Below are 24,306 nucleotides of genomic sequence, written 5' to 3' on the forward strand. Positions count from 1 at the left end.
TTAGATCATTTCTTCGCCGCCCTTCCCGCCGAGAACGATTTCTCCGGCTTCGGCCATACGGCGGGCAATGGTGAGGATTTCCTTCTGCGCGGTTTCCACATCGCTGACGCGCACCGGGCCCTTGGCCTCGAGGTCGTCGCGCAACAGTTCGGCAGCCCGCTTGGACATGTTCTTGAAGATCTTTTCCTTGACGCCTTCGTCCGACCCCTTGAGGGCCAGCACCAGCACATCGGAAGACACTTCGCGCAACAGCGCCTGGATTCCACGGTCGTCGACATCGGACAGGTTGTTGAAGACGAACATGAGGTCTTCGATCTGACCGGACAGATCTTCGTCGACTTCGCGAATCGAATCCATCAACTGACCTTCGATCGAGCTGTCGAGGAAGTTCATGATGTCGGCCGCGCGCTTGATGCCACCCAGGGTGGTGCGCGAGGCATTGGAGTTGCCGGAGAACTGCTTCTCGAGAATCTGGTTCAGCTCTTTCAGGGCGGCAGGCTGCACGGTATTGAGCGAGGAAACCCGCAAAATGATGTCCAGGCGCGCCTTATGGTCGAAGTTGCCCAGCACTTCACCGGCCTGGTCGGGGTCGAGGTACGCCACGACGATGGCCTGGATCTGCGGGTGCTCGTAACGGATCACGTCCGCCACGGCACGCGGCTCCATCCACTTCAGACTGTCCAGGCCGCTGGTGTTGCCGCCCAGGAGGATGCGGTCGATCAGGCCGTTGGCCTTGTCTTCGCCCAGTGCCTGGGTGAGCATTTTGCGCACGTAGTCATCGGAACCGACGCCGAGGCTGGTCTGATCGCCGACGATGTCGACAAACTCGCTCATCACCTGTTCGACCTGCTCACGGTGCACGTTGCCCATCTGGGCCATGGCCACACCCACCCGCTGGACCTCCTTGGGCCCCATATGGCGCAGCACTTGCGCAGCATCGGTGGACCCCAGGGACAGCAGCAGAATCGCGGCTTTGTCGACCCGGGTCAGTTTGGCGGTAGCGACTCGGTTATCACTCATCTGCGTTAATCCACTCTTTCACGACCTGAGCCACACGACCCGGGTCTTCAGCCACCAGACTCTTGATCGCGTTCAATTGAGCGTCATAGCCTTCGCTCGGGCTAGGCAGCAGGATGCTTTGCGGACCACCGAGGCTGACACGGTCGTTGGCCAACTCGCCATCCAGACCGCCCATGCCACCCAGCTCGACATCGCTGCCCAGGCCTGCCAATTGCTTGCCTTTGCCGCCGCCGGTGATGTTGTTGAGCACCGGACGCAGGACACCGAACACCAACAACAGGATGAAGAGTACGCCCAACACCTGTTTGACAATGTCCCAGAACCACGGCTGCGAATAGAACGGAATATCGGCAATCACTTCAGCGCGTTCAGCCGAGAACGGCACGTTGATCACGCTGACACTGTCACCACGACTGGCATCGAAGCCCACCGCGTCCTGCACCAGGCGCGTGAAGCGCGCCAATTCATCGGCGCTCCACGGCGCTCGGCTGGTTTCGCCGTTGGCAGCGTTGACCTTGACCTGATCGTCGACCACGACGGCGACCGACAGTCGATTGAGGCGACCCTGCTGCTGCTTGGTGTGGCTGATGGAACGGTCGAGCTCGAAATTCTTGGTCGATTGTTGACGCTTGTCGGCCGGGTACGGTGCCAGCATCGGCTGGCCGGTGGCCGGGTCCATGATCTGTTGACCGTTGGCGTCGAGCAGTGGCTGGCCTGGCTGCACCATGCCGGCCGAAGCGGTGGCGCCGCCGGTGGTTTGCGGCGCCGAAGCAGGCGCCGGCGGCTGGTTGCTCAAGGCACCCGGCACACCTTGCGGGCCATTGCTGGCGGTACGTTGTTCGTTGACCGACTGCTCGCTGCGCAACGCAGGCTGGTCAGGGTTGAACTGCTCGGAAGTCGATTCGACCGCACTGAAGTCCACATCGGCGGACACTTCAGCCTTGTAGCGATCGTTACCCAGCACCGGTTGCAGGATGTTGTGTACCCGCTGCGTCAGCATGCTTTCCATGCGGCGGCTGTAATCGAATTGCTTGCCGGCCATGGTCAGTTCGGAGTTTTCCGCGAGATCGGAGAGCAGGTTGCCCTTCTGATCGACCACGGTGATCTGCGATTTGCTCAGCTCGGGAACGCTGGTAGCCACTAGGTTGATGATCGCCAGCACCTGGCCGGGCTCCAGGGAGCGCCCGGAATACAGCTCGACCAATACCGAGGCGCTGGGCTTGCGCTCGTCGCGCACAAACACCGAGCTTTTCGGAATCGCCAGGTGCACGCGGGCGCCCTTGACGTTGTTCAGGCTGGAAATGGTCCGCGCCAGTTCGCCTTCCAGGCCGCGACGATAACGGGTCGCTTCCATGAACTGGCTGGTACCCAGGCCCTGTTCCTTGTCGAGGATTTCAAAGCCGATATTGCCGTCACCCGGAGCCACGCCGGCAGCGGCCAGCTTCAGGCGCGCACGGGACAGGTCTTCGGACTTGACCAGCAGGGCCCCGGAGTTGGGCTCGACGGTGTAGGGAATGTCAGCGGAGGCCAGGGTGTCCATCACCTGCTTGGCATCCATACCGGCAAGGCTGCCGTACAACGGACGGTAATCGGGCTGCTGAGACCACAGCACCACGGCAAAACCAATCGCCACGCTCGCCGCCAGACCGACCAGAAGGCCTACCTGACGCAGCATGGTCATCTCGGAGAGGTTTTCCAGGAAGGACAGCCCGAACAGCGGCGGTTTGCCGTCTATCGGGGTGGCCTTGGCCGGTACGTTATCGGCGACTGCTTCTGCCATGACTCAATCTCGTCCTTAAACCGGCATCTGCATGATGTCTTGGTACGCCTGAACCAGCTTGTTGCGCACCTGGGTCAACGCCTGGAACGACACACTGGCTTTCTGTGAGGAAATCATCACATCCGTCAGATCCACGCCGCTTTTGCCAATCTCGAAGGCGCTGGCCAACTGGTTGGAAGCCTGCTGGGTATCGCTGACCTTGTTCACCGCCTGCCCGAGCATGTCGGAGAAGCTGCTGCCGCTGATTTGTGGCACGGCGGCCGATTTGGGCTGAGACATGGCGTCCATTTGCATGGCCCGCATATCCAACATCAATCGATTAAATTCAATACCCTGGCTCATGCTCTACTCTCTCTGACGACCCGCAATTTTTTGACACTCACTCAGCGGTTAGTGAGGTGTTAGCAACAAGGGTGCCAGCTCCATGGCCACGCCGAACAAAAGCCCATCCCGGGCCTAGTGTGAAACGATTCATGTTGCAAACAGATAGGCCTCGACATCCATTCCCGCATCACGCATCTGCGCCAACTTGTAGCGCAGCGTGCGCGGGCTGATGCCCAGGCGCTCGGCCGCCTCTTTGCGGCGCCCACGCTCGGAGCGCAAGGTATCGATGATCATCTGGAACTCGCGCCGCCGCAGGTCATCCCCCAGCGCACCCGCCGATTCACCCACTCCCGCCTCGACCTCTTTCACCTGCGCCCGCTCCGCAACCGGGGTCCGGGGCGCCAGTGACGGCAGCGGAGCGCAGGCCACAGGACCGGCAAGGCAGAAGTCCTGGGGTTGAATCAGGCCGCCCTGCTGCAGGATCAGTGCACGCTGAATGGCGTTGTCCAACTCACGCACGTTGCCCGGCCACGGGTAGCCGATCAGGCAGGCCTGGGCCTCGGGCGACAGCCGCGCCGCGGCGTGTTTCATTTTATTGACGTGCTTGGCCAGCAGACGCTCGGCCAGTGGCAGGATATCGGCGGTGCGCTCGCGCAGTGGGCGCCAGGCCAGAGGAAAGACCGACAACCGGTAGTACAGGTCCTCACGGAAACGCCCGGCAGCCACTTCAGCGGCCAGATCCCGGTTGGTGGTGGCTACCACGCGGATATCCAGGGTGATGGGCTTGCGCGCGCCGACCCGCTCCACTTCCCGCTCCTGCAGCACACGCAGTAACTTGGCTTGCAGGCCCAGAGGCATTTCGGAAATCTCATCGAGCAGAATCGTGCCGCCATCGGCCTGCTCGAACTTGCCGGCCTGAGCCGAGATGGCGCCGGTAAACGAGCCCTTCTCGTGACCGAACAAAGTCGCTTCGAGCATGTTGTCGGGAATCGCCGCACAGTTAATGGCGATAAACGGCTGGCTGGCACGGCCGGAATGCTGGTGGATGTAACGCGCCAGCACCTCCTTGCCCGTGCCCGACTCGCCGGAAATCAACACCGTGGAGTCACTTCTGGCGACCCGCGCCGCCAATTCCAGCAACTGCGCACTGGCCGGCTCGAACGCCACTGGCCCCTCGCCTTCCGCAGCGCCCAGACAACCCAGGGCGTGACGCGCCACCAGGTCGAGCAGAGCCTTGGGCTCGAAGGGCTTGACCAGGTAATCGGCGGCGCCTTGACGCATGGCATCCACCGCGCGCTCGACGGCGCCGTGGGCGGTCATCAACAACACCGGTAATTGCGGTTGGCGCGAGCGCAACACATTGAGTAACTGATGACCGTCCATACCCGGCATGTTGACGTCACTGACCACCAGGTTGAACGATTCGCTGGCCACCGCGTCCAGAGCGTCTTCGGCACTGCCGACCGCCTTGTAGTCATGACCCGCCAGGAGCAGCGTGTCCGCCAAGGCCTCGCGCAGGGCACGATCGTCTTCAACCAGTAACACCTTGATCGCCATTACTTTCACTCCGTTGCGTGAGCGCTGGAGAACAACGGCAAGGTCACCAGCGCACAGGTTCCACGCCCCGAACGCGAGCGCAGCTGCAATTCTCCCTGATGGGCACGGGCCACCGCCTTGACCACCGTCAGGCCAAGGCCGGTTCCATTGGCCTTGGTGGTAAAAAACGGCTCGCCAAGGCGCGCCAGCACCGCTTCTTCGATACCACTGCCACTGTCACTGACGCACAGACGCAAGGTGTTATCGCGGGTGTAGAGGTGCACCTTGAGCCGTGCCTGGCCGGCACTGGCCTGGATCGCATTTTCAATCAGATTGAGTACTGCGCCGACCAGGGTGTCGCGATTGCACAACAACTCGCCGGCATGGCTGTCGCACTGCCAACGGACTGGCACGTCCTGGACCTGGGTCGAGGCGGCCGCCTGCAGCGACTGCAACAAGGATTTGGGGGTGATGCGATCGGTCAGCGGCAGCTCGCCCCGGGCGAACACCAACATGTCGCGCACCTGATGCTCCAACTCGTGCAAACGCTCCTTCAGGCGCCCGGCGAAACGCTGCTGGGTTGCCAGCGGCAACTCCTGCTCAGTCAAATGACTGGCGTACAGCAAAGCCGCCGATAACGGCGTACGAATCTGGTGGGCCAGGGAGGCAACCATGCGCCCGAGGGAGGACAGGCGCTCGTGGCGCGCCAGCTGGTCTTGCAGGTGTCGGGTTTCAGTCAGGTCGTTAAGCAGCACCAATTGCCCCGGCTCGGCATCCAGCGAGCGCGTGGCAATCGACAGGCGGCGCCCGTCCTTGAGGGAGATTTCATGACCATCGTCTTCACGAGGCGCAAAGCAGCGGGCAATGACCTGGCGCCACAGTTGCCCTTCGAGCGGCAGACCGAGCAATTCGCAGGCCGCCGGGTTGGCCTCACGGACCATGCCCTGGCCGTCGATGACGATGACGCCACCCGGCAACAGATCAAGGAGGTTTTGCAGGCGATTGGCCAGGCGTTCTTTTTCCGCCAATTCCTGCATGCGCTGTGCGCTGACCACCGCCAACTCACCCTTGAGCTCGGTGACCCGCGCTTCAAGCATGCTGTAGGAGTCGGTAAGTTGGCTCGACATCTGGTTGAACAAGGCAAACGCCTGCTCAAGGCCAAGCCGGCTTGCCTGCTCTACGGACGACGATTGCCCCGGAGCGTCAGGGACATGAGACATCTGGGCGGCTTGGGGCATCGTGCTCTCTCGCTTGGCTGACCGTCAGTTAAACGGAACGTTGCAAGAGACTTAGCAATACCCGTGCCTAAAAAAAACCACAGCCATTTCAACGAGTTGAAAAACAGGCGTCAATCATCCGCCTGTTCATCACCCTCACGACGACTCATGCCGTACTTGCGCATCTTCTCCACCAGGGTGGTGCGACGAATACGCAAGCGCTCCGCTGCACGCGCAACAATGCCATTGGCATCGTCCAGCGCCTGCTGAATCAAGCCCTGCTCAAGGCTACCCAGGTAGTCCTTCAGATCCAGGCCTTCAGGCGGCAACATGGCGGTGGACGCGAAGTCCGGCGCATGGCCATTGATCGCCACGCGCTCTTCCAGGTCACTGCGCAGGCTGTCGACCAGTTGTTCGTCTTCGTCATCGACATAGCGGAATTTCTTCGGCAACTCGACCACGCCGATAACCCCATAGGGATGCATGATCGCCATGCGCTCCACCAGGTTGGCCAGCTCGCGGACGTTGCCCGGCCAGCCATGGCGGCACAGCGACATGATGGCGGCGGAGTTGAAGCGGATCGACCCGCGCTTCTCGTGCTCCATGCGCGAGATGAGCTCGTTCATCAGCAACGGGATGTCCTCGACGCGCTCGCGCAGCGGGGCCATCTCGATCGGGAATACGTTCAGGCGGTAGTACAGGTCTTCGCGGAAGCTGCCGACCTCGATCATGCTTTCAAGGTTCTTGTGGGTCGCCGCAATGATCCGCACGTCGACGCTCTGGGTCTTGTTGCTGCCCACACGCTCAAAGGTACGTTCCTGCAGGACCCGCAGCAGCTTGACCTGCATCGGCAGAGGCATATCGCCGATTTCGTCGAGGAACAGGGTGCCACCGTTAGCCAACTCGAAACGGCCAGCCCGGCTGGTGATCGCCCCGGTAAAGGCGCCCTTCTCATGGCCGAACAATTCGCTTTCAAGCAGTTCCGCAGGAATCGCCCCACAGTTGACCGGCACAAATGGCGCGTCGCGGCGTTTGGAATGATAGTGCAGGTTGCGCGCCACCACTTCCTTGCCCGTGCCGGACTCGCCAAGGATCAGCACACTGGCGTCGGTATCGGCCACCTGCTGCATCATCTGCCGCACATGCTGGATAGCGCGACTGGTGCCCACCAGGCTGCGGAACAGGTTCGGCTCGCGATGACGACCGCGCTCGCGGGCCTGATCGTACATTTCACGATAGACCTGGGCACGGTGCAGGGAGTCGAGCAGTTTGCTGTAACTGGGGGGCATTTCCAGGGTCGAAAGCACTCGCCGACGCTGGTCTTCAGGCAGGTCAATGGAAGAATTATCGCCCATTAACAAAACTGGAAGGAACTCATCCCAGGTTGAGAGTGTCTTTAACAGGCCCAAAAGCGCGCCAGGAGCACTCACCGTCCCGATCAGTACGCAAATGACTTCACGACTTGATGACAAAGAGCCGACCGCCTGCTGCCAGTCATGGCTGCCGCAGGGTAAATTTTCTTCGCCGAGAAAATTTAAAATTACCGCCAGGTCGCGGCGGCGGACGCTATCGTCATCGATCAGCAGAATTTTGGTTTCACGCCACATGCAATAGCAACTTCCCTAGTCAACTCAATGCCCAGAATGAGGGGCAAGCTAGACGCTTGTAGGCATTATCTGCCTTATAGACGTCTGAAATCTGAAAACAGCACTAGTTAAGTCAAAAAAGCGTGCACAGTCAAATTTATGGCGCGCCAGGTTCGGATTAACTCAACATTAACCGAACAGATGGTAAACCTTTGCCGCGCTCTGTGCTTGATGGATCTGCGACATCTCGTCGACAATCGCCTGACGCTCACCACTCGCCGCCTCCAGTAATTGCTTGTAGACCCCAAGCAACTCCTCAAGATTATTGCGCAACGCCGCCTCGTCCACCGAAGCTTCACTCAAGACGTCTTCCATGCAGGAACGGCACGCCAGGTCCAACTCACCAATGGCTTCCCAATTACGCTCGGCCAGGGCTCCGACCAGGGCATCACGGGTGTGTTCGATACGCTGCAATACAAGACTCATGGCGATCTCCTTAAAACTGCGGACCAGGCTCGGCGATGGCATCCCAGCCATCTTTGACCGTGCGGAGCAAACCTGCGACCTCATCGAGAATCCGGGGATCGCTTTTCACGTTGGCTTCTGCCAGACGCTTCATCATATAGGTGTAGAGGCTATCCAGCTCGCCCAGGGTGTCGAGTGAGTTCTCCAGATCCAGCCCCTCGCGCAAGCCACCGACAATGCCGATGGCCTTGCCGATCAGAATGCCTTTGTTGGGAATGTCCTTGCGTTCCAGGGCGCCTTTGGCCTGCGCGATACGGTCCAGGCCACCCTGCATCAGCATCTGTACCAGACGGTGCGGGCTGGCTTCGGAGGTCTGCGCCTGGGCACCAATTTTCTGATATTGGCGAAGGGCTAACATTGGATTCATGCTCTACCTCATGCAAATTCTATGGTTCGTATAACCAGTGTATCGACAACGCGTCAAAAATCTTTAGACCTGAAACACAAAAGCCCGGAACACCAAAAGGCGCCGCCGGGCTTTTGGCACTAGCGGCTATCAGCTTTTCTGCTGGGCGTTCATCGCTTCAAACATCGAGGTGATGTTGCTCGCAGTGGCTTTGAGCTTGCCGACCAGAGTATCCATGTCGTTGTACTTTTTGGTCAGTACGGCCGTGAGGTTTTCAATACGACGGTCCAAAGCCAATTGATCGTTGGCAAGCTTGGTCTTGGTCTTGGTCAGCGCATCACTACGGGCGGTGAGAATACCGTCAGTCGCAGTGTAAGGCTTGATTGCATCAGTCATCCGCGCCATCAGGCCATTCTCGCCGGAGAACAAATTCTGAACCTCGCCGCCGAGCTTCTTGTCGTTCATCGCCGCGTCGAACTTGGTGGTGTTGAAGGTCAATGCACCTGTTTTCTGGTCGGTATTGATGCCCAACTGAGAAAGTACGGTCAACTTGTCGCCGTTACCCGCTTCAGCCAATGGGCCACGAATGGCCGCAAGGATGGAGCGCGGCATGGCATCGCCAGTTAACGCCGCGGCAATGGTCGGATTGCCATCGTCATCCAGAGAAGGCTTAGTAAGCGAGGTAATGGCGTTGACCACGGCATTGTAAGCATCGACGAACTTCTGCACCGAGGTTTTCAAGCCATCGTTGTTCGGACTGACCACAACCCGCGACTCACCCACCGCAAACAGAGTCATCGACAAACCAGAGACGGTGTTATCGAGCTTATTGCTTGCACTGATAATCGGCATGCCATCGATACTGAACTTCGCATCCCTGGCCAACGCTCCGACAGCACCCGAGGAAGTCGCTGAAGCCTCAGTCGTATCGGTGGGGCCACCGGTTCCAGCCATCACTTTCGTGCCATCGACTTTCAGTTCATCAATCCCGCTGAGAGAAATATCAGAACCAGCACCGGTATTCGACGAACTTACAACCAGGCGCGAACCGAAACTGTCGGTCACGATGTTGGCACTCAGACCACTGAACTGATACTTGTCGTTTATCGACTTGGCAACCGACTCCAGAGTCGCGCCGTCAGGCACTTCCAGGTTATAGGTCTTGGCCGTGTTGGCACTGGAGGCCCCCGTGGTAATCACCATGGTACCGGCGGTGATCGCACTCTTTGGACCGTCCTTGAATGCCGCCGAGGCAATCTTAGAGCCAGAGGCAATCTGATCGACCTTGATGTTGTAAACACCATTGATCGCCGAGTTATTGGCTGTTGCAGAAAGGACTTTAGCGTCGGAAGGGGTCGCACTAAACGCAGTGAACTGAGGCTCAGTGGTGTTACCCAACGCCGTCAAGGTCGTCTGGAATGTCGCCATCAGCGACTTGAGAGTACCGATACCGGAGATGGACGCAGTATTGGTGGTGGTGCCACGGTCAATCTGCCCTTGCTTGGCCGCCTTGTCAGCGTTGACCAGAGCCTTGACGATTGCACCGGTGTCCAGACCAGAGCCTAAACCCGTGCCTGGTAGAATTGGACTTGCCATGAGGAACTCCCTTTTAGTGTCTCGCCGGTCTTTTGACCACTACAACGCCCAAAAGAACATAGCAACAAAATTTGTGCCAGCTGTCAGACTCGAGCGCTGAACAGCAGACTGCTTGCGTCATTCAAGCTATTGGCCAATTTCAGAACCTCTTCGTTGGGGATCTGACGGATCACCTCACCGGAGTCACTGGCTATGACTTTGACGACGACTTTGCCTGAGGGTTCATCAATCGAGAACTCCAGGTTTCGCTTGACCGACTGCACAAACTTTTCAATTTCCTGAACGGCCATTTTAAGTTTGTCTCGCTCGCTGGTCGTATCTTTTGCTTCATCCTTGACCGTTGCCGCAACCGCAGCAGCGGCTTGAGGCTTCTCCGCCACAGGCTCAGCAACAGGCGTTGCAGGCTTCGCAGCAGGATAAGACAAGTTCAGCTTGACGCTCATATCCATGTCCATCACCTCTTTAACTAAAAAAGCGAGAGAGTGCGACTAGCGCACTCCCCCGCCTAAAACGCATCAGCTATTACTGAAGCAGTTTCAGTACAGCGGATGGCAGTTGGTTGGCTTGAGCCAAAACTGCGGTGGAAGCTTGTTGCAGGGTTTGCTGCTTAGTCAACTGCGCAGTTTCAGCAGCGAAGTCGGTATCTTGTACGCGACCCAATGCAGCACTGGCGTTTTCGTTGATGTTCTGCAAGTTGGAGATGGTGCTGGTCAGACGGTTTTGTGCAGCACCCAGGTCAGCACGGGAGGCGTTGATGGTGCCCAGAGCCGCGTCGATGTTGGTGATGGCTTTGGTGAAGTTGGCTTCGATGTCTGCACTGGTACCGGTGATGGCGATAGTAGCGCTGTCAACCGACAGAGTAGCGGCGTCGAACTTGGCGCTCAGGTCCAGAGTGATCTGGTTGTCAGCACCGGTGTTGGAACCGACCTGGAAGGTCATGGTGCCAGCGTCGCCGTTCAGCAGAGCCTTGCCGTTCAGGTTGGTGGAAGTAGAGATACGAGTCAGCTCAGCACTCATTGCCACGAATTCTTTGTTCAGAGCAACGCGATCGTCGGTGCTGTTGTTGTCGTTTCGCGACTGAACAGCCAGTTCACGCATACGCTGCAGAATGTTGCTTTGCTCTTGCATCGCGCCTTCAGCAGTCTGGGCGATGGAGATACCGTCGTTGGCGTTTTTGATTGCCATGGTCTGACCACGGATCTGCGAAGTCATGCGGGTTGCGATTTGCAGACCAGCGGCGTCGTCTTTAGCGCTGTTGATTTTCAGGCCGGAAGACAGGCGAGTCATCGAAGTCGACAGAGCATCGGAAGCGCGGCCCAGGTTTTTTTGGACGTTCAACGATGTGACGTTGGTGTTTACTGTTAAAGCCATGACGAATTCCTCGTTGGTTGGGTACTGCGGCTTCCGGCCCTGGCAACCGCCGGGTGTGGCCTAGAGAACCTTCGTAATAGTTATCGTCGCTATGGCAGGTTGCTTGAGGGCTTTTTTGAAAAAAATTACTAGCACTCAGCCATCCCCAATAAAACAAGGGTTTAGCAACGTCGTCGCGTTGAAAAATGACGTCAAAAAAGCCTCTGTGAATACTTCAGGCAAAAAAAAGCGCCACCGGCAAGACCGGTAGCGCTATGCAACAACCAATCAGCGATCAGTCGCGATAGATGATAGCTGAACCCCAGGACAAGCCGACGCCGAACCCACTGAGGGCTACGCGCTTCCAGTTTGAGGTCAATACGTGCTTTTCAAGCAGAAGAGGGATGCTGGATGAAACGGTGTTACCGGTCTCCACCATGTCCTTGATGAACTTCTCGGGCTCGCCTTCAAACCGACGGGCGACGGCGTCGACTATCGCCGCACTGCCTTGGTGAATACAGAAGGCATCGATATCGCTGGTTGTCAGCGACGACTCATCCAGCAGCTCGTGCAAGTGCGCGGGCACCTTCAACAAGGCGAAGTTGAACACCTGGCGCCCATTCATGAAGAACACACCGTCGGTGACCTTCAGGTGCGGCGCTCCGGAACCATCAGTCCCGAACTTGGCCTTGCCCAACTGCCAAGACGCATCCTCCCCCATCCAGGTGGCGGTGGCGGCATCGCCAAAGAGCATGGTGGTGTTACGGTCTTCTGGATCGACAATTTTCGAATAAGGGTCGGCGGTGATCAGCAGGCCATTCTTCAACCCGGTTGCCTCCATGAAGCCCTTGATCGCATAGATACCGTAGACATAACCGGAGCAGCCCAGGGAAATGTCGAATGCCGCCACGGTAGTCGGCAGGCCGAGCTTGTCCTGAACGATCGCCGCGGTGTGGGGCAAACCTTCCTCATCGCCGTTCTGGGTGACGACAATCACCACGTCGATGGATTCGCGCGTCAGCTGTGGATTGTTGGCGAACAACGCGTTTGCAGCTTCGACACACAGATCGGAGGTTTCTTGACCAGGATCTTTGCGGGGCAGGAAGGCCGAACCGATTTTGCCGAGGATGAATTCTTCATCCTTCTGGAATTTTGCACCTTGTGCGTAATTGTCCACGCCCGCTGCAGGCACGTAGCTCGCAATGCTTTTTATGCCAATCATCATGGCTTCCCAATAATAAACAACTAAACGTTGACCCCTGAAACAAAATCCGGAGCGCTATCAAATAGAGTTGATTTGCCTGGGACAGGCGAAAAACGGGCGTATGCAACGACGCCGCAGAGCCTCCCCACCGCAACACAATACTGTGAAGATGCACTTTATGACCGAAAGGTCACTCTGTCATGGGAAGGTTGCTGTTTTTGCGCAAGATAACGAGCAGACAGGAGCAGAACGAGGAAGAAAGCACGCGATATGCCACAGGGACATATCGCGCTTTACAGCTGAATCACGCCTTGGCGGTGACCATTTCCAGCACTTGCTTGAGCTGGGCATTCAGCGCCTGAGACTCACGCAGTTCACTTTTGAGCTGAGTGATCTGGCGATCCATGTCTTGCAGCAGACCGGCAGCTTGGTCCATTTGATCAGCAGATTGCTGCATCGAGGCTTCGTTTTTCTGGTTCAGCACGCGCATGTAGTTCTGCAGCGACAACTGCTGACCCTGGGCGTGGAAGTAGCTGCGGGCGTTATCCGGCAGTGCCTGCAACTGTCCAAGCAAATCCAGGAAGGTTTGCGGCACTGCTTTGCCCACGCACAATATCCCCAGGCCGTGACCATGGTGGAATTCGAACGAATTGTATTGGCTGGAGATATCAGCCCAGAGCTTCCACACACCAAAGTTGCGATCACGCACCACAGTGTCATGGAACAGGATCACGCCGCGCTCACTCATCTTCGGCAGCCAGGTCTCGAAGTCATGCTTGACAGCTTCGTAGGTGTGCAGGCCGTCGATGTGCAGCAGGTCGATGGAACCGTCGGCGAAATCATTGCGTGCGTCATCAAACTTCATGCGCTTCATTTCAGAGAAATGACCGTACGGCTTGTCATGTACCGACTTCAATCGATCGTAGACTTCCTGACCATAGAATCCGGCGTGCGGGTCGCCCTCCCAGGTGTCCACGGCAAAGGCGCGCATCGGCAACTCGAGGGTTTTCGCTGCCTGGCAGAAAGCCACATATGAGTCGCCATGGTGCGAGCCCAGCTCGACAAAAATATCCGGGCGCAGGGCTTCGACCGCCAGGAAGGCGAACGGGATATGTTCAATCCACGCGCTGCCGCCTGAAAGGTAATCCGGCTTGGCACTGAGCAAAGAAAACGTCAACAGATTGCCTTTCATCGGTATCTCCAAATATTGAGTGAGCGGCATGTGCGCATTATTTATAAGGGCGGCCATTTTTTTGGCAGCAGGCAGGGGGTAACAGCAGCTTCTGTGCCAGAGTTAAATATCGATGCCTGTGATCAGTCGCCGACCCAGGCATTGAACCAGCGGTCCAGGGTATCGCCCTGCAACAACCAATCACGCATCACCGCCTCATGCAGGGCGTCGCCCATACGATAGCTGGCATCCGGGTCGCTCAAGTGCATGCGAATCGCCGCCACCCAATCCTCGGTGCTGTTGCTCGGTACACGGGTGCAGGGCAAATCTCCACGATAGGCCTCGGTATCGGAGCAAATTACCGGGAAGCCACAGGCGCCGTACTCCAGCAGCCTCAGGTTGCTTTTACAATCATTGAAAATATGCTGTTCCAGCGGCGCCAGAGCGAGGTCAAGATTCAAACTTGAAAGCTTGGCCGGGTAGTCCTTCAAACTGATGGATGCATGAAACTCATGAACATAGGGCAGCAGCCCTTCAGGGCACATGCCAAAAAAGACCCATTCCACTTCATCGGCCAGCTCTCTCACCACTTGCGCAATGATCTCCAGGTCGCCGGTGTGGCTGGAACCTCCGCCCCAACCGACCCTTGGCTTGCGCGACGTTGCACGTTGAGCACGCAGCCCGTTCCATATCTGCGGTACCAGGGTATTGGGCACCACCCGAATGTCCTGGTGCATGTTCGACAAGGCATTGGCCAACGCGTCGGTGGTCACTACCACACGATCACACAGGTCGATGGATTTGCGCACAATGTCTTCGATGTTCGCTGCCTTGTTCCGCGCATGGTTGTTTTTCTTCGGCGCGCTGATGACGTAGTCATCCAACTCAAAGATGCGCCGAGCGCTGGAGTAGGTCTTGAGTCGCTGCAACTCGGCGGCAGAACCTTCGCCATAGCGGCATTGCAGCAGGATCATGTCCGGCGCCATGCGCTCGATATCAATCACCGACGGCGGCTCATAGACAAAACGTCCTACCACCCTCCCCGCTGACTCCAGTGCCTTGAAAGGCTCGGTTACGCGGTAATGACCAGTGGCGGAGCTGTTGATCGGCAACGCCAGAATCGATGGTACGGCGCGGGTATAGAGCGGGTTCCAGCTGTCGCGAATACCTGACTCGAGCCTGAAGTTGGAACTGTTCAAACTCAACTGCGGGTTGTAGGCCGGATCGCGGGCCAACTTCGGCAACCAGCGTAGATAGAAGGTTTCCTCCTCCAGCACACGCAACTCGTTAGCAGCTGACTCAGGCACCTGCACAACGTGCGAGCCCAGCATGATGCTGGCGTGCGGCGTCCAGACCACCAGATAGCCCGCCTGCCCGATCCTCAGGCACAGATCCAGATCATTCAGGCCAAGGGTAAATGCCTGCTCATCGAGACAACCAATGTCCTCGAACACCTGCTTGCGCACCATCAGGCAGTCACCACTGACCGCACTCCAGTTCTGCGCGACTTGCAGGCGCTGCAAATAACCACGGGCCTCGATGTCTTCGTCCTGGAATGCGCTATTGGCCGGCCCCGCCATCCCCAGCACCAACCCTGAACGCAAGACCTTGCCTTGCGGGCTCAGGACTCGAGCACCGACCACCCCGACCTCTGGACGCTGTGCATGGTTAAGCAATTGCTCCAGCCAATCGGCAGCGCAGATCACACTGCGGGCGTTGAGCAGTACCAGATAGTCACCACGGGCCTCGCTCGCAGCAAGGTTGTGGATGGCCGCGTCATTCGGTGCATCGGAAAAGCCGATAACCCGTAGCATCGAGGCACCTAGCTGGGCCATCGCCAGCAGCCACTGCGCCATCTGCGCATCGCCGGCACCGCTATCGACAATCAGGATTTCATAGTGGGCATAGCGGGTCGTCTCAAACAGGCTTTCAACGCAACGCTGCAAGCCCGGCAGGTCGGTGCCGGCCTGGATGATTATCGAAACCACGGGCTTGTGCTCATGCAGGTATTCAACGTGGTTGAGCACCGGCAATGGGTCGGAATGCAAGCGGAAAGGCACGCGCAGCCGTTCCAGATGCGCAGCAACCAGCAGGGCACTGTGCTCGACCACCTGCGGTAGCGAAAGCCACTGGGCAAAACTCAAATTCGACTCGACCTGGATCTCGGCAATATGCTCGACCGTCTGCGGCCCAACCGCTTCCACCAGACGCCATAGCGCATCCTGAGGTGACAGCTCGGCAAAAGCATGATCAAAACCGCCCAATTCAAGGATGCTCTCGCGCTCGAAAGCCAGGGTTCGACCGACATAGGGGTAGCTGCGCATAAGGTCGAGGTTGAAGTCAGGCTTGAAGACCGGCTCACCCGACTCGCCATCGACCAACGCACCTTCATCGCTGTACACGCATCGGATTCCCGAGAGGTGGGCAATTCGCTCGGCCAACAATAGCAACGCCGAATCCGCCAGCTTGTCGCCTGCCTGTAGCAGGTAGAACCAGTCACAACCTTCCAGGGTCGGCAGCAGATCGTTCAGTTGCTGCACCCAGTCCTGGGCTGCCGGCAACTGCAATACATCGCTTTTCGCTTCATACAACACATCAGACAGCAGCACCACCTGGTGGGGCGCGTAGATCTGACGCTGCAAACTTTGCAGCGTGGCTCGCAACGGGCCACGCTCACCTACAGCATCGATAATGATCGGCACCAGAGCCGGCCGCCGAGGCCATGCATCAACTTTTTGCGACATCAACTGGCGCTCGACCACCGAGAAACTGCGCGCAGCCAGCCACTCCCGATAAAACTCGGCGTAGCTTTCGCTTTGGGTACCGATACGCGCCTTAAACGCATTCTGACGATTGGCCAAAATCAGCGTCACGCACACTTCCTTCCAGGCCCTGCCACCGTCGGTGGTAGGCACCTCCAGTGCAACGTGACGCACCCAACCCGAAGCTGGAGGCTGCTCACCCGTACGGGCGCCCAGCATCGCCTTGAGCCAATCCAGCTCGGTCGGCGCCGCAGCAGCGACATGTGGTTGTTTGCTAAGTTGGTCTTCGTGCAAACGCTCGGTACTTAACACCTGAGCCAGCATCGCAAAGTTGCCACGCCGCAGCAGGCAGACGAACAGAGCAAAATCCAACTGTGCGAGAAAGCCGCCCGTTGCTTGCGTCAGCGCCGGGACCAGTGCCAGCAGATCACTGCGACGCATTAGTGCAGCACTGAAGTTACCCAGGACATTGCGCGGGCTTTTTTCAAATATCGCCAACAAGTCCTCGCCTTTGAAAATCGCATCCGTGGGCACCAGGCCGCAATTATCCAGGCGCATGGGCAAGGCGAAACTGTTGGCATCGGTAAGCAGTCGCAAGCCAAACACCAGATTGACGTCTGCGTGATCATTCAACACCTGGGCCTGGCGGCTGATGCATTCGTCAAACAACAGGTCATCGTCGCAGAGCACTTTCACCAACTCGCCCCGGGCCGCCTCTATACCGCGTAAGAGATTACCGGTGAACCCCAAATTCTCGGGGTTGCGCAGATAGCGCAATGGCACCCGCGCCTGCGCCGAAAACGAGTCGACAATCTGCTTGATCTCGTCATCGAAGCAATCGTCACAGACGATGATTTCAAGATTCTGATAGGACTGGCTCAGCGCACTTTGTAGGGCAAGGCCGAAGAAACGCGGACTGAAGGCAGGGATGACGATGCTGACGAGGGGGGCTGTATTCACGAAGGGTAACTCTCGAGCGGCGCACTCCCCAGCCAAGGCAGATGGGGAGCACAGAACCGCTTAAAAAAGGACGGCGGCGCTCGCTGGTAAACGGCAGGACAGAGTCCCGAACATTTACACCTTGTTGAACAGCCCAAGCTGGGCAATTTTGCTGAACGCCAATTGCGAAGCCTGCAACATGGTTTGCTGCAACGTCAGGCGGGTCATGACCGCGGCCGGGTCGGAATCACGGATACCCGACTGAGTCTGGGCATTGGCCAGTACCAGTGACTGGTTGGTGTCATTCTGGGTCTCCAGCGCCGCCCCCCGACCACCGACCGAGCTCAGGCCAGCAGAGAGCTGATCGTTGCCGCTGGCCAGGTTGGCAAGGCCCGAGGCCAGGCCGGCATTAAGCTTCTGCAGCGCAATCGGATTGCCATCTACCGGAGTATTCAAGGTTTTTTTCAACTGGCTCACGGTGTCCAGAATGTTCTGGGTCTCGTGGGTGTTGACCGCCACGCTGTACTGATTTCCCGCGGCTGGTGCGGTGCTGTCCAGGGTGAACTCGACACCGGACGCGGTGGCCTTGTTGCCCACCACAGTGCCGCTGGATACCGGCTTGCTGCTGGAAGTCAAGGGCGCGGCGTACAGCTCGAAGTCAGTGGAACTGGTGAACTTCAGGATCGCCGAACCGTTTGGGAAACTGGCGTGGTAAGCGGCTGGGTCGGTGACCTTTGAGCCGGTTATCTGAGTTGTGGTGGGGTTACCCGGGCTGCGAGTGACGTTGAACGAATCCGGCTTGGACGCCAGTTCGAAACTGTAGTTGGGCAGATCGGCAACCGGATCATCACCGGCGGCCAGATTGATATTGAGGTTCAGATCAACGCCGCGAAATTTGACGCTCTGCGTATCTTTCTTGGTGGGATCAAAAGCGCCGGCCAGGCTGGCCTCGGACGTTACATCAAGATTGTTGGAGTCGGTGATCTTCAGCTGGTTGCCACCGACAATCTCAATCTTGTAAGGCTCGCCACTAAGGAACTTGTTGCTGTACGTCACGCTGGACGTCACCTGACCATTGGACAGAGTGATTTGGTTCTTGTCCTGCGGCGACCCTGGCACGGGTGCGGTCGCAGTAACCTGGCTGCGGCTGGTGTTGATCGCTTGCTGGAACACTTCCCAACCAGTGCTGTTGGTGGCCATCGACATGCTGTCGCCGACTGGCAAGTCCAGGGTCACCTGGTCACCGTTGTAGGTGTAGGTGCCGTCACTGTTACGCGAGAATGGCGCAACGTCACCCTTGGAACCGGAGAAAATATATTTGCCGTTTTCGTCCTGGCTGTTCATCAGGCTCAACAGCTGCTCTTCGATCTGCCCAAGCTCCGAGGCGTTGGCCTGGCGGTCGGCGTCGGTGTAGCCGGCACTGCCTGCACCAACGGTGAGTTCCTTGGCACGCTGCAGCACATTGTTGATGCTGGTCATCACCGATTCGGTTTGCCCCAGGGTCGCCTTGATGGTACTGGTATTGGTCTTGTACTGATCCAGCATCGAGGCTTGCTGCCCCAGTTGCAGCAGACGCGAGGCACCGACCGGATCATCGGCGGCGGTGTTGACGCGCACCAGGCTGCTGGCCTCTTCGCTGCTTTTAACGACGTTGGCGAAGTTCTTCTGGTAGTTGGCAGCGGTGGACTCGTAAAACTGGGCGGTAGAAATGCGCATGGGCTACGACTCCTTAAAGACTGTTGATCAGTGTGCTGAAGATTTCCTGCGCAGCCTTGATGATCTGCGAAGACGCGGTGTAGTACTGCTGGTACTTGACCAGGTTGCCGGTTTCCTCATCGAGATCGACCCCCGACAGCGAATCCCGGGCGCCCTTGGCGTTGGCCAGGATGGCCGAGGTCGCGGCGTTGTCGAGCTTGCCCTGGGCGGCCTTGGCGCCCACACCTTCGACCAGCTTGCCGTAGGCATCAGTCAGGGAAATACCTTTACTGGCACTGCCGGTATCGACGGTTTGCGCCGTCTGCAAGCCGGCCAGGGTCGTGCCGTTGCGGTTGTCCAGGGTGCCTGGCTGGCTGAGGGAAATATTGATCCCGGCAGCCGAGGCTGGAGAGCCTGCGACGGTCATCTCGAACGCGGCGGTGCGCTGCACCGGCGGCGTGCCCGAATCCATGATCGCGTTGCCGCTAGCGTCGACCAGCGGAATGCTCAGGCTCAAGGTGTTGCTCTGGCCGGGCACGATGGTGCCGTTGCTGATCTCGTGGCCGCCAGCGTCGAGTAACTGGTAAGTCTGGGTCGTGCCGCCGGCAGTGCCGAAGACCAGCTTGACCGGAGTCGATGTCTTCAGGCCGTTCTGGATCGCCTGGGTAGCCGCCGTGTCGTAGATATCCAGCGAGGTTTTCAGGGTCGGCTGACCGCTGGCCGGGATCGACAGCGTGCCACTGCTGCCCGAGGCGATGGCGGCACCCAGCGGCGCGGCAATGGCCAGGCGCTTGGAGTCGGTCATCTCGGTCTTGATGCTGGTCGCGGCGTTACGGGTCGGGGTCAGCTTGAAGGTGTCGCCGGCAGTCGCGCTGGTAGCGGTGAACTTCAGGGAGAAGCCATCGATCACCGGCGGCGTGGTGGCCGTGGTGCTGAACGAGCCTGCGGAGCTGCCATCGGACAGGCGCTGCACGGTGTAGTCGGTGGCGCTGGTGAAGGTCACCTTGTAATCGCTGATCGACAGCTTGCCGGTGTCTTCAATGTTGACATTGAAGGTGCCCGCGCCAACGTTGGAGGTCGAGGCGACACTGCGCTGAGCAACCTGGGAGGCACTGTTGATGCTGCTGAAAATGTTCGAGCCGAATTCACCGTTCTTGTCGATGCCCTGGGCCTGGATGGTGTTCATCTGGTCGGCGACCACCAAGGCCACGCGCCCCAGTTCATTCATGGCCGGGTCCAGCACCGTGCTGCGATAACGCAACAGGCCGCCGATCTCGCCACCGGTCATGATCGAGGTGATGTCGATGGTGCTGGCGCCACGATTGAGCTGAATCGCCGAACGCGACGGATCGTCCTTGCTCGGCACCACTTCCAGGGTGCTGACGGTGCCGCCCATGACCAGCGGCTGGCCGCTGCCCAGGTAGATATCCAGGTTGCCGTCGCGCTCCATGACCTGAGCGCCGGTGAGGCTGGAAAGCTGGCGCACGGTTTCGTTGCGCGAATCCAGCAGGTCATTCGGCATGCCGCCGGAGCTGGAGATCTCGGTGATGCGCTGGTTCAACTGGGCCACGGTACTGGCCAGCTTGTTGACCTGGTCCGCCATGCTCGACAGGTTGCCGTTGATGGTGGTGTTCTGCTCGTTCAACTGGGTGGACATCGAGTTGAAACGGTTGCTCAGGGCCTGGGCATCGCTGAGCAGCAGTTGGCGCGATGCATCGTCACCCGGCTTGGAGTTGACGTTCTGCACCGAGGCGAAGAATTTGGTCAGAGCGCCATTGAGGCCCGTGCCACTGTCGGAGAGCAGGCTGTCGAGCGGCGTGACCTGGCCCAGGTAGGCGGCCGAGTCGCTGTTGAGCGAGGTCTTGGTCTGCAGTTGCGCGTCAAGGTAGCTGTTGTAGACGCGGCGCACGTCGGCCAGGGTGGTACCGGTGCCGATATACACCGTGCCGTACTGGATGGAGGCCTTGGTGCCCTGCACGGTTTGCTGGCGCGAATAGCCGGCGGTATCGGCGTTGGCGATGTTGTTACCCGTAGTCATCAACGACGATTGGCTGGCTGACAGCCCCGACATCCCGATATTGAGCAAACTCATGGTTCAGACCTTATAAATTCGTGGAAGCGCCCGCCGCAGCGTAGTTCTCGTAGCTCTTCATCTGCTTGGCAATCTGCGAAATCTTGCTTGCGTAATCCGGGTCGGTTGCATACCCGGCTTTTTGCAACTCGCGTACAAACTGTTCAGGCTTATCGGCCGACTTCAGCACTTCTTGATAGCGATTGTTGCTCTGCAACAAAGTCACCAGGTCATGGAAACTGTCCTGATAGGAATCGTAGGAACGGAACGCTGCCGTCTCCTTGACCATCTCGCCATTTCTGAATTCGCTGGTGATCGCTCGTGCCTGATCACCCTTCCAACTGCTGCCGGCCTTGATGCCGAACAGGTTGTGGCTGCTGGAGCCATCCTGCTGGCGCATGACCGACTTGCCCCAGCCAGTTTCCAGCGCGGCCTGGGCCACCAGGTAGCGCGGATCGACACCAATGCGCTTGGCCGCCTGCTCTGCCATCGGCAGCATGGTGGCGACAAAATCATCGGATGAACTGAAGGCGCTCTTGGCCGGCGCCAAGGGCGGCTGGGCCACGGCGCGACCGTAGATCTGCATCCGTCCACGGGGCGCGGCGAAGGTCTGCGCACTTTGCCAGTCACCCTTGATCACAGCGTCAGTGGCGGCTGTAGTGCGCCCTGGCGCGGCGTTTTTGCCGGAGGCATCGGTGCCGGTAGCAGAAGGCACGATGCCCGCCAACAAGCGATCGGTCAGCTTGCTCGGCAGCGAGATCCGCCGCTGATTGAGCAAGGCCATATCGTTGTGCGCGGTCCCCGAGGTGTGCGGATCGACGGCGCGCGAGGCCCACAGCGGACGCTGGCCGTTGACCCGGGTCAGCGGCCCGCCGATGGCGGTGGTGCCCGCGGCAATGGCGGTGGGCGTCGCCTTGGCGTCGGCAGTGGCCCCCGGCACGGCAGCCGCTGTGCCCGGAACCACCGGTTTATTCTTCGACATCTGGCGCATCAGCACATCGGCCAGGCCGATACCGCCGCCATTGCGCGACAGGGAAACCGCCAGCTGCTGGTCGTACATTTCCTGGTACTGCTTGGCCGCTGGCGTATTGAGCGGGTTGTCCTTGCCCAGGGCTTCGGTGGCCGAGCGCATGGACTTGAGCATTTCCCCGAGGAACAGCGACTCGAACTCCTGCGCCACCTTGCGCATGTTGGCGTCACTGTTCTTGTCGCCGACCTTGAATTGGTTAAGCCGGTTGAGGTCCGAATACGACCCCGAATCACCGCTGCCCACCAGGCCGCTCTTGCGAATATCCATGCTCGCCTACCTCAAATCACAATCAGGTCGGCTTGCAACGCGCCAGCCTGTTTCAACGCTTCAAGGATCGCCATCAAGTCACCCGGCGCTGCACCGACCTGATTCACCGCCCGCACGATCTCGTCCAGGGTGGTGCCCGGGCCGAACTTGAACATCGGCTTGGCTTCTTGCTGGGCGTTGACCCGCGAGCGCGGCACGACGGCCGTCTGCCCATTGGACAGCGGGCCCGGCTGGCTGACGATCGGGTCTTCGGTGATGGTCACGGTGAGGCTGCCGTGGGTCACGGCGGCCGGCGAAACCTTGACGTTCTGGCCGATCACGATGGTGCCGGTGCGGGAGTTGATGATGACCTTGGCCACCGCCTGCCCCGGATCGACTTCCAGGTTCTCGAGAATCGACAGGTAGTCCACGCGCTGGCTTGGATCGAGCGGCGCGGTCACCCGGATCGAACCGCCATCGATGGCCTGGGCCACGCCAGGGCCGAGCATGTCATTGATCTTGTCGACAATGCGCTTGGCGGTGGTGAAGTCGGAGCGGTTGAGGTTCAAGGTCAGGCTGTTGCCCTGATTGAAACCGCTCGGCACCGCACGCTCGACCGAGGCCCCGCCCGGGATGCGACCGGCCGACGGAACGTTGACGGTGATCTTCGAACCGTCGCGCCCCTCGGCATCAAAACCGCCCACTACCAGGTTGCCCTGGGCGATGGCGTAGACGTTGCCGTCGATACCCTTGAGCGGCGTCAGCAGCAAGGTGCCGCCGCGCAGGCTCTTGGAGTTGCCGATGGAGGACACGGTGATGTCCACCACCTGCCCCGGCTTGGCGAACGCCGGCAGGTCAGCGCTGATCGACACCGCCGCGACGTTTTTCAACTGCACGTTGCCGGAACCGGCCGGCACCTTGATGCCGAACTGCGACAGCATGTTGTTGAAGGTCTGCAGGGTGAACGGCGTCTGGGTGGTCTGGTCGCCCGTACCGTTAAGCCCGACCACCAGACCGTAGCCGATCAATTGGTTGGAACGCACGCCGGAAATACTGGCGATGTCCTTCAACCGCTCGGCCTGTACGCCAAGGGATGTGGACAGCAACAACGCGGCCGCCATCAGGTGCTTGAAATTCAGCATTTGATTTTTCATCACCTAGAAAGGGAACAGCGGGCTTAGGAAGAAACGGTCGAACCAGCCCGGCTGGTTCGCATCGGCAAACGAACCGGTGCCCGAATAGGTAATGCGCGCATCGGCGACCCGGGTCGAGGACACGGTGTTGTCGGTGGCGATATCGTCGGCCCGCACCAACCCGGCAATCCGTACCAGCTCATCGCCGGTATTGAGAGTCATCCACTTCTCACCGCGCACGGCGATGATGCCGTTGGGCAGCACGTCGGCCACGGTGACCGTGATCGAACCGGTCAGGCTGTTGCTCTGGGCGGCCTTGCTGTCGCCCTTGGTGGCGCGGTTGCCGCTGTATCCGGCATTCAAGGTCAGGTCGCCATCGCCCAGCGGGTTGTTGGTATTGGGCACGGCGCCGAACAGCGAACTCAGGCCGATGCTGTTGTTGCTGGTCTTGGTCAGCGCCGAGTTGGCCCCTTTGCTGGCCTGGGTCCGCTCGTTGAGGGTGATGGTGATGATGTCACCGACCCGGAACGCCTTGCGGTCGCCATAAAGGTTCTGCTCGAAGCCGGCCTGGTAGATCGAGCCGTTATTGGCGGCTGCAGGCAACGGCGTGCGCGGCAACACCGGCGCGTAGTACGGGTCATTGGGTTTCGGCGGCGGGCTGACACAGCCCGCGAGCACAGTGATCCCACTCAGCGTTAGAACACACACAAACCGATTCATGACCCTACCTCACGGTGTTGCAGGCGCGCCGTTCAAGGCCGCCTCGAAGACTTGA

19 protein-coding genes are annotated in these 24,306 nt (G+C 59.1%); all 19 read right to left on the reverse strand.

Annotated elements, in window-relative coordinates:
* A complete protein-coding gene (gene fliG, locus ACOZJV_RS12450; RefSeq protein ID WP_020299293.1) occupies positions 1–1,020 on the reverse strand; it encodes a flagellar motor switch protein FliG in 1,020 nt (339 codons plus the stop codon).
* A complete protein-coding gene (fliF, locus tag ACOZJV_RS12455; RefSeq protein WP_020299294.1) occupies positions 1,013–2,800 on the reverse strand; it encodes a flagellar basal-body MS-ring/collar protein FliF in 1,788 nt (595 codons plus the stop codon). Before fliF ends, fliG begins: the two co-directional genes overlap by 8 nt.
* Positions 2,801–2,815: 15 nt before the next feature.
* Positions 2,816–3,142: a flagellar hook-basal body complex protein FliE gene (fliE, locus tag ACOZJV_RS12460; RefSeq protein WP_020299295.1), complete on the reverse strand. Its 327-nt coding sequence runs from the start codon at positions 3,140–3,142 to the stop codon at positions 2,816–2,818.
* Positions 3,143–3,271: 129 nt separating this feature from the next.
* Positions 3,272–4,681 (reverse strand): sigma-54-dependent response regulator transcription factor FleR, encoded by a 1,410-nt coding sequence (gene fleR / locus ACOZJV_RS12465; protein WP_078470981.1) that lies wholly within the window; start codon positions 4,679–4,681, stop codon positions 3,272–3,274.
* A 5-nt stretch (positions 4,682–4,686) separates the two neighbouring features.
* Complete coding sequence (locus ACOZJV_RS12470) at positions 4,687–5,880, reverse strand: sensor histidine kinase (RefSeq protein WP_201132130.1); 1,194 nt, start codon at positions 5,878–5,880, stop codon at positions 4,687–4,689.
* 128 nt (positions 5,881–6,008) lie between these two features.
* Positions 6,009–7,484: a sigma-54 dependent transcriptional regulator gene (locus ACOZJV_RS12475; RefSeq protein ID WP_020299298.1), complete on the reverse strand. Its 1,476-nt coding sequence runs from the start codon at positions 7,482–7,484 to the stop codon at positions 6,009–6,011.
* A 168-nt stretch (positions 7,485–7,652) separates the two neighbouring features.
* Positions 7,653–7,949 (reverse strand): hypothetical protein, encoded by a 297-nt coding sequence (locus tag ACOZJV_RS12480; RefSeq protein ID WP_020299299.1) that lies wholly within the window; start codon positions 7,947–7,949, stop codon positions 7,653–7,655.
* A 10-nt stretch (positions 7,950–7,959) separates the two neighbouring features.
* Positions 7,960–8,355, reverse strand: a complete 396-nt coding sequence (gene fliS / locus ACOZJV_RS12485; RefSeq protein WP_078470979.1) for a flagellar export chaperone FliS — start codon at positions 8,353–8,355, stop codon at positions 7,960–7,962.
* 129 nt (positions 8,356–8,484) lie between these two features.
* Positions 8,485–9,930, reverse strand: coding sequence for a flagellar filament capping protein FliD (gene fliD / locus ACOZJV_RS12490; RefSeq protein WP_078470978.1), 1,446 nt, complete (start codon positions 9,928–9,930; stop codon positions 8,485–8,487).
* Positions 9,931–10,013: 83 nt separating this feature from the next.
* On the reverse strand, positions 10,014–10,379 hold the full coding sequence (locus ACOZJV_RS12495; protein WP_078471272.1) for a flagellar protein FlaG: 366 nt from the start codon (positions 10,377–10,379) through the stop codon (positions 10,014–10,016).
* Positions 10,380–10,452: 73 nt separating this feature from the next.
* The gene (locus ACOZJV_RS12500) at positions 10,453–11,301 is read right to left on the reverse strand and encodes a flagellin domain-containing protein (RefSeq protein WP_078470977.1); all 849 of its coding nucleotides are present in this window, start codon (positions 11,299–11,301) and stop codon (positions 10,453–10,455) included.
* 274 nt (positions 11,302–11,575) lie between these two features.
* A complete protein-coding gene (locus tag ACOZJV_RS12505) occupies positions 11,576–12,502 on the reverse strand; it encodes a ketoacyl-ACP synthase III (protein ID WP_078470976.1) in 927 nt (308 codons plus the stop codon).
* A gap of 286 nt (positions 12,503–12,788) precedes the next feature.
* Positions 12,789–13,733, reverse strand: a complete 945-nt coding sequence (locus tag ACOZJV_RS12510) for a class I SAM-dependent methyltransferase (protein ID WP_078470975.1) — start codon at positions 13,731–13,733, stop codon at positions 12,789–12,791.
* Positions 13,734–13,798: 65 nt separating this feature from the next.
* The gene (locus ACOZJV_RS12515; RefSeq protein ID WP_421547741.1) at positions 13,799–17,377 is read right to left on the reverse strand and encodes a glycosyltransferase; all 3,579 of its coding nucleotides are present in this window, start codon (positions 17,375–17,377) and stop codon (positions 13,799–13,801) included.
* Between the two features lie 114 nt (positions 17,378–17,491).
* Positions 17,492–19,072 (reverse strand): flagellar hook-associated protein 3, encoded by a 1,581-nt coding sequence (locus tag ACOZJV_RS12520; RefSeq protein ID WP_078470973.1) that lies wholly within the window; start codon positions 19,070–19,072, stop codon positions 17,492–17,494.
* Positions 19,073–19,085: 13 nt separating this feature from the next.
* Positions 19,086–21,143, reverse strand: coding sequence for a flagellar hook-associated protein FlgK (flgK, locus tag ACOZJV_RS12525; RefSeq protein WP_078470972.1), 2,058 nt, complete (start codon positions 21,141–21,143; stop codon positions 19,086–19,088).
* Positions 21,144–21,153: 10 nt separating this feature from the next.
* Entirely contained in the window at positions 21,154–22,419 is a 1,266-nt protein-coding gene (gene flgJ, locus ACOZJV_RS12530) for a flagellar assembly peptidoglycan hydrolase FlgJ (RefSeq protein WP_421547742.1), read from the reverse strand.
* A gap of 11 nt (positions 22,420–22,430) precedes the next feature.
* Entirely contained in the window at positions 22,431–23,540 is a 1,110-nt protein-coding gene (locus ACOZJV_RS12535) for a flagellar basal body P-ring protein FlgI (protein WP_078470970.1), read from the reverse strand.
* A gap of 15 nt (positions 23,541–23,555) precedes the next feature.
* Positions 23,556–24,251 carry a flagellar basal body L-ring protein FlgH gene (gene flgH, locus ACOZJV_RS12540; RefSeq protein ID WP_078470969.1) on the reverse strand — a complete coding sequence of 232 codons (696 nt, stop codon included), beginning with the start codon at positions 24,249–24,251 and terminating at the stop codon, positions 23,556–23,558.
* Positions 24,252–24,306: the final 55 nt, after the last annotated feature.

This window comes from Pseudomonas sp. QD4 (assembly GCF_049199125.1).
Lineage (GTDB): Bacteria > Pseudomonadota > Gammaproteobacteria > Pseudomonadales > Pseudomonadaceae > Aquipseudomonas.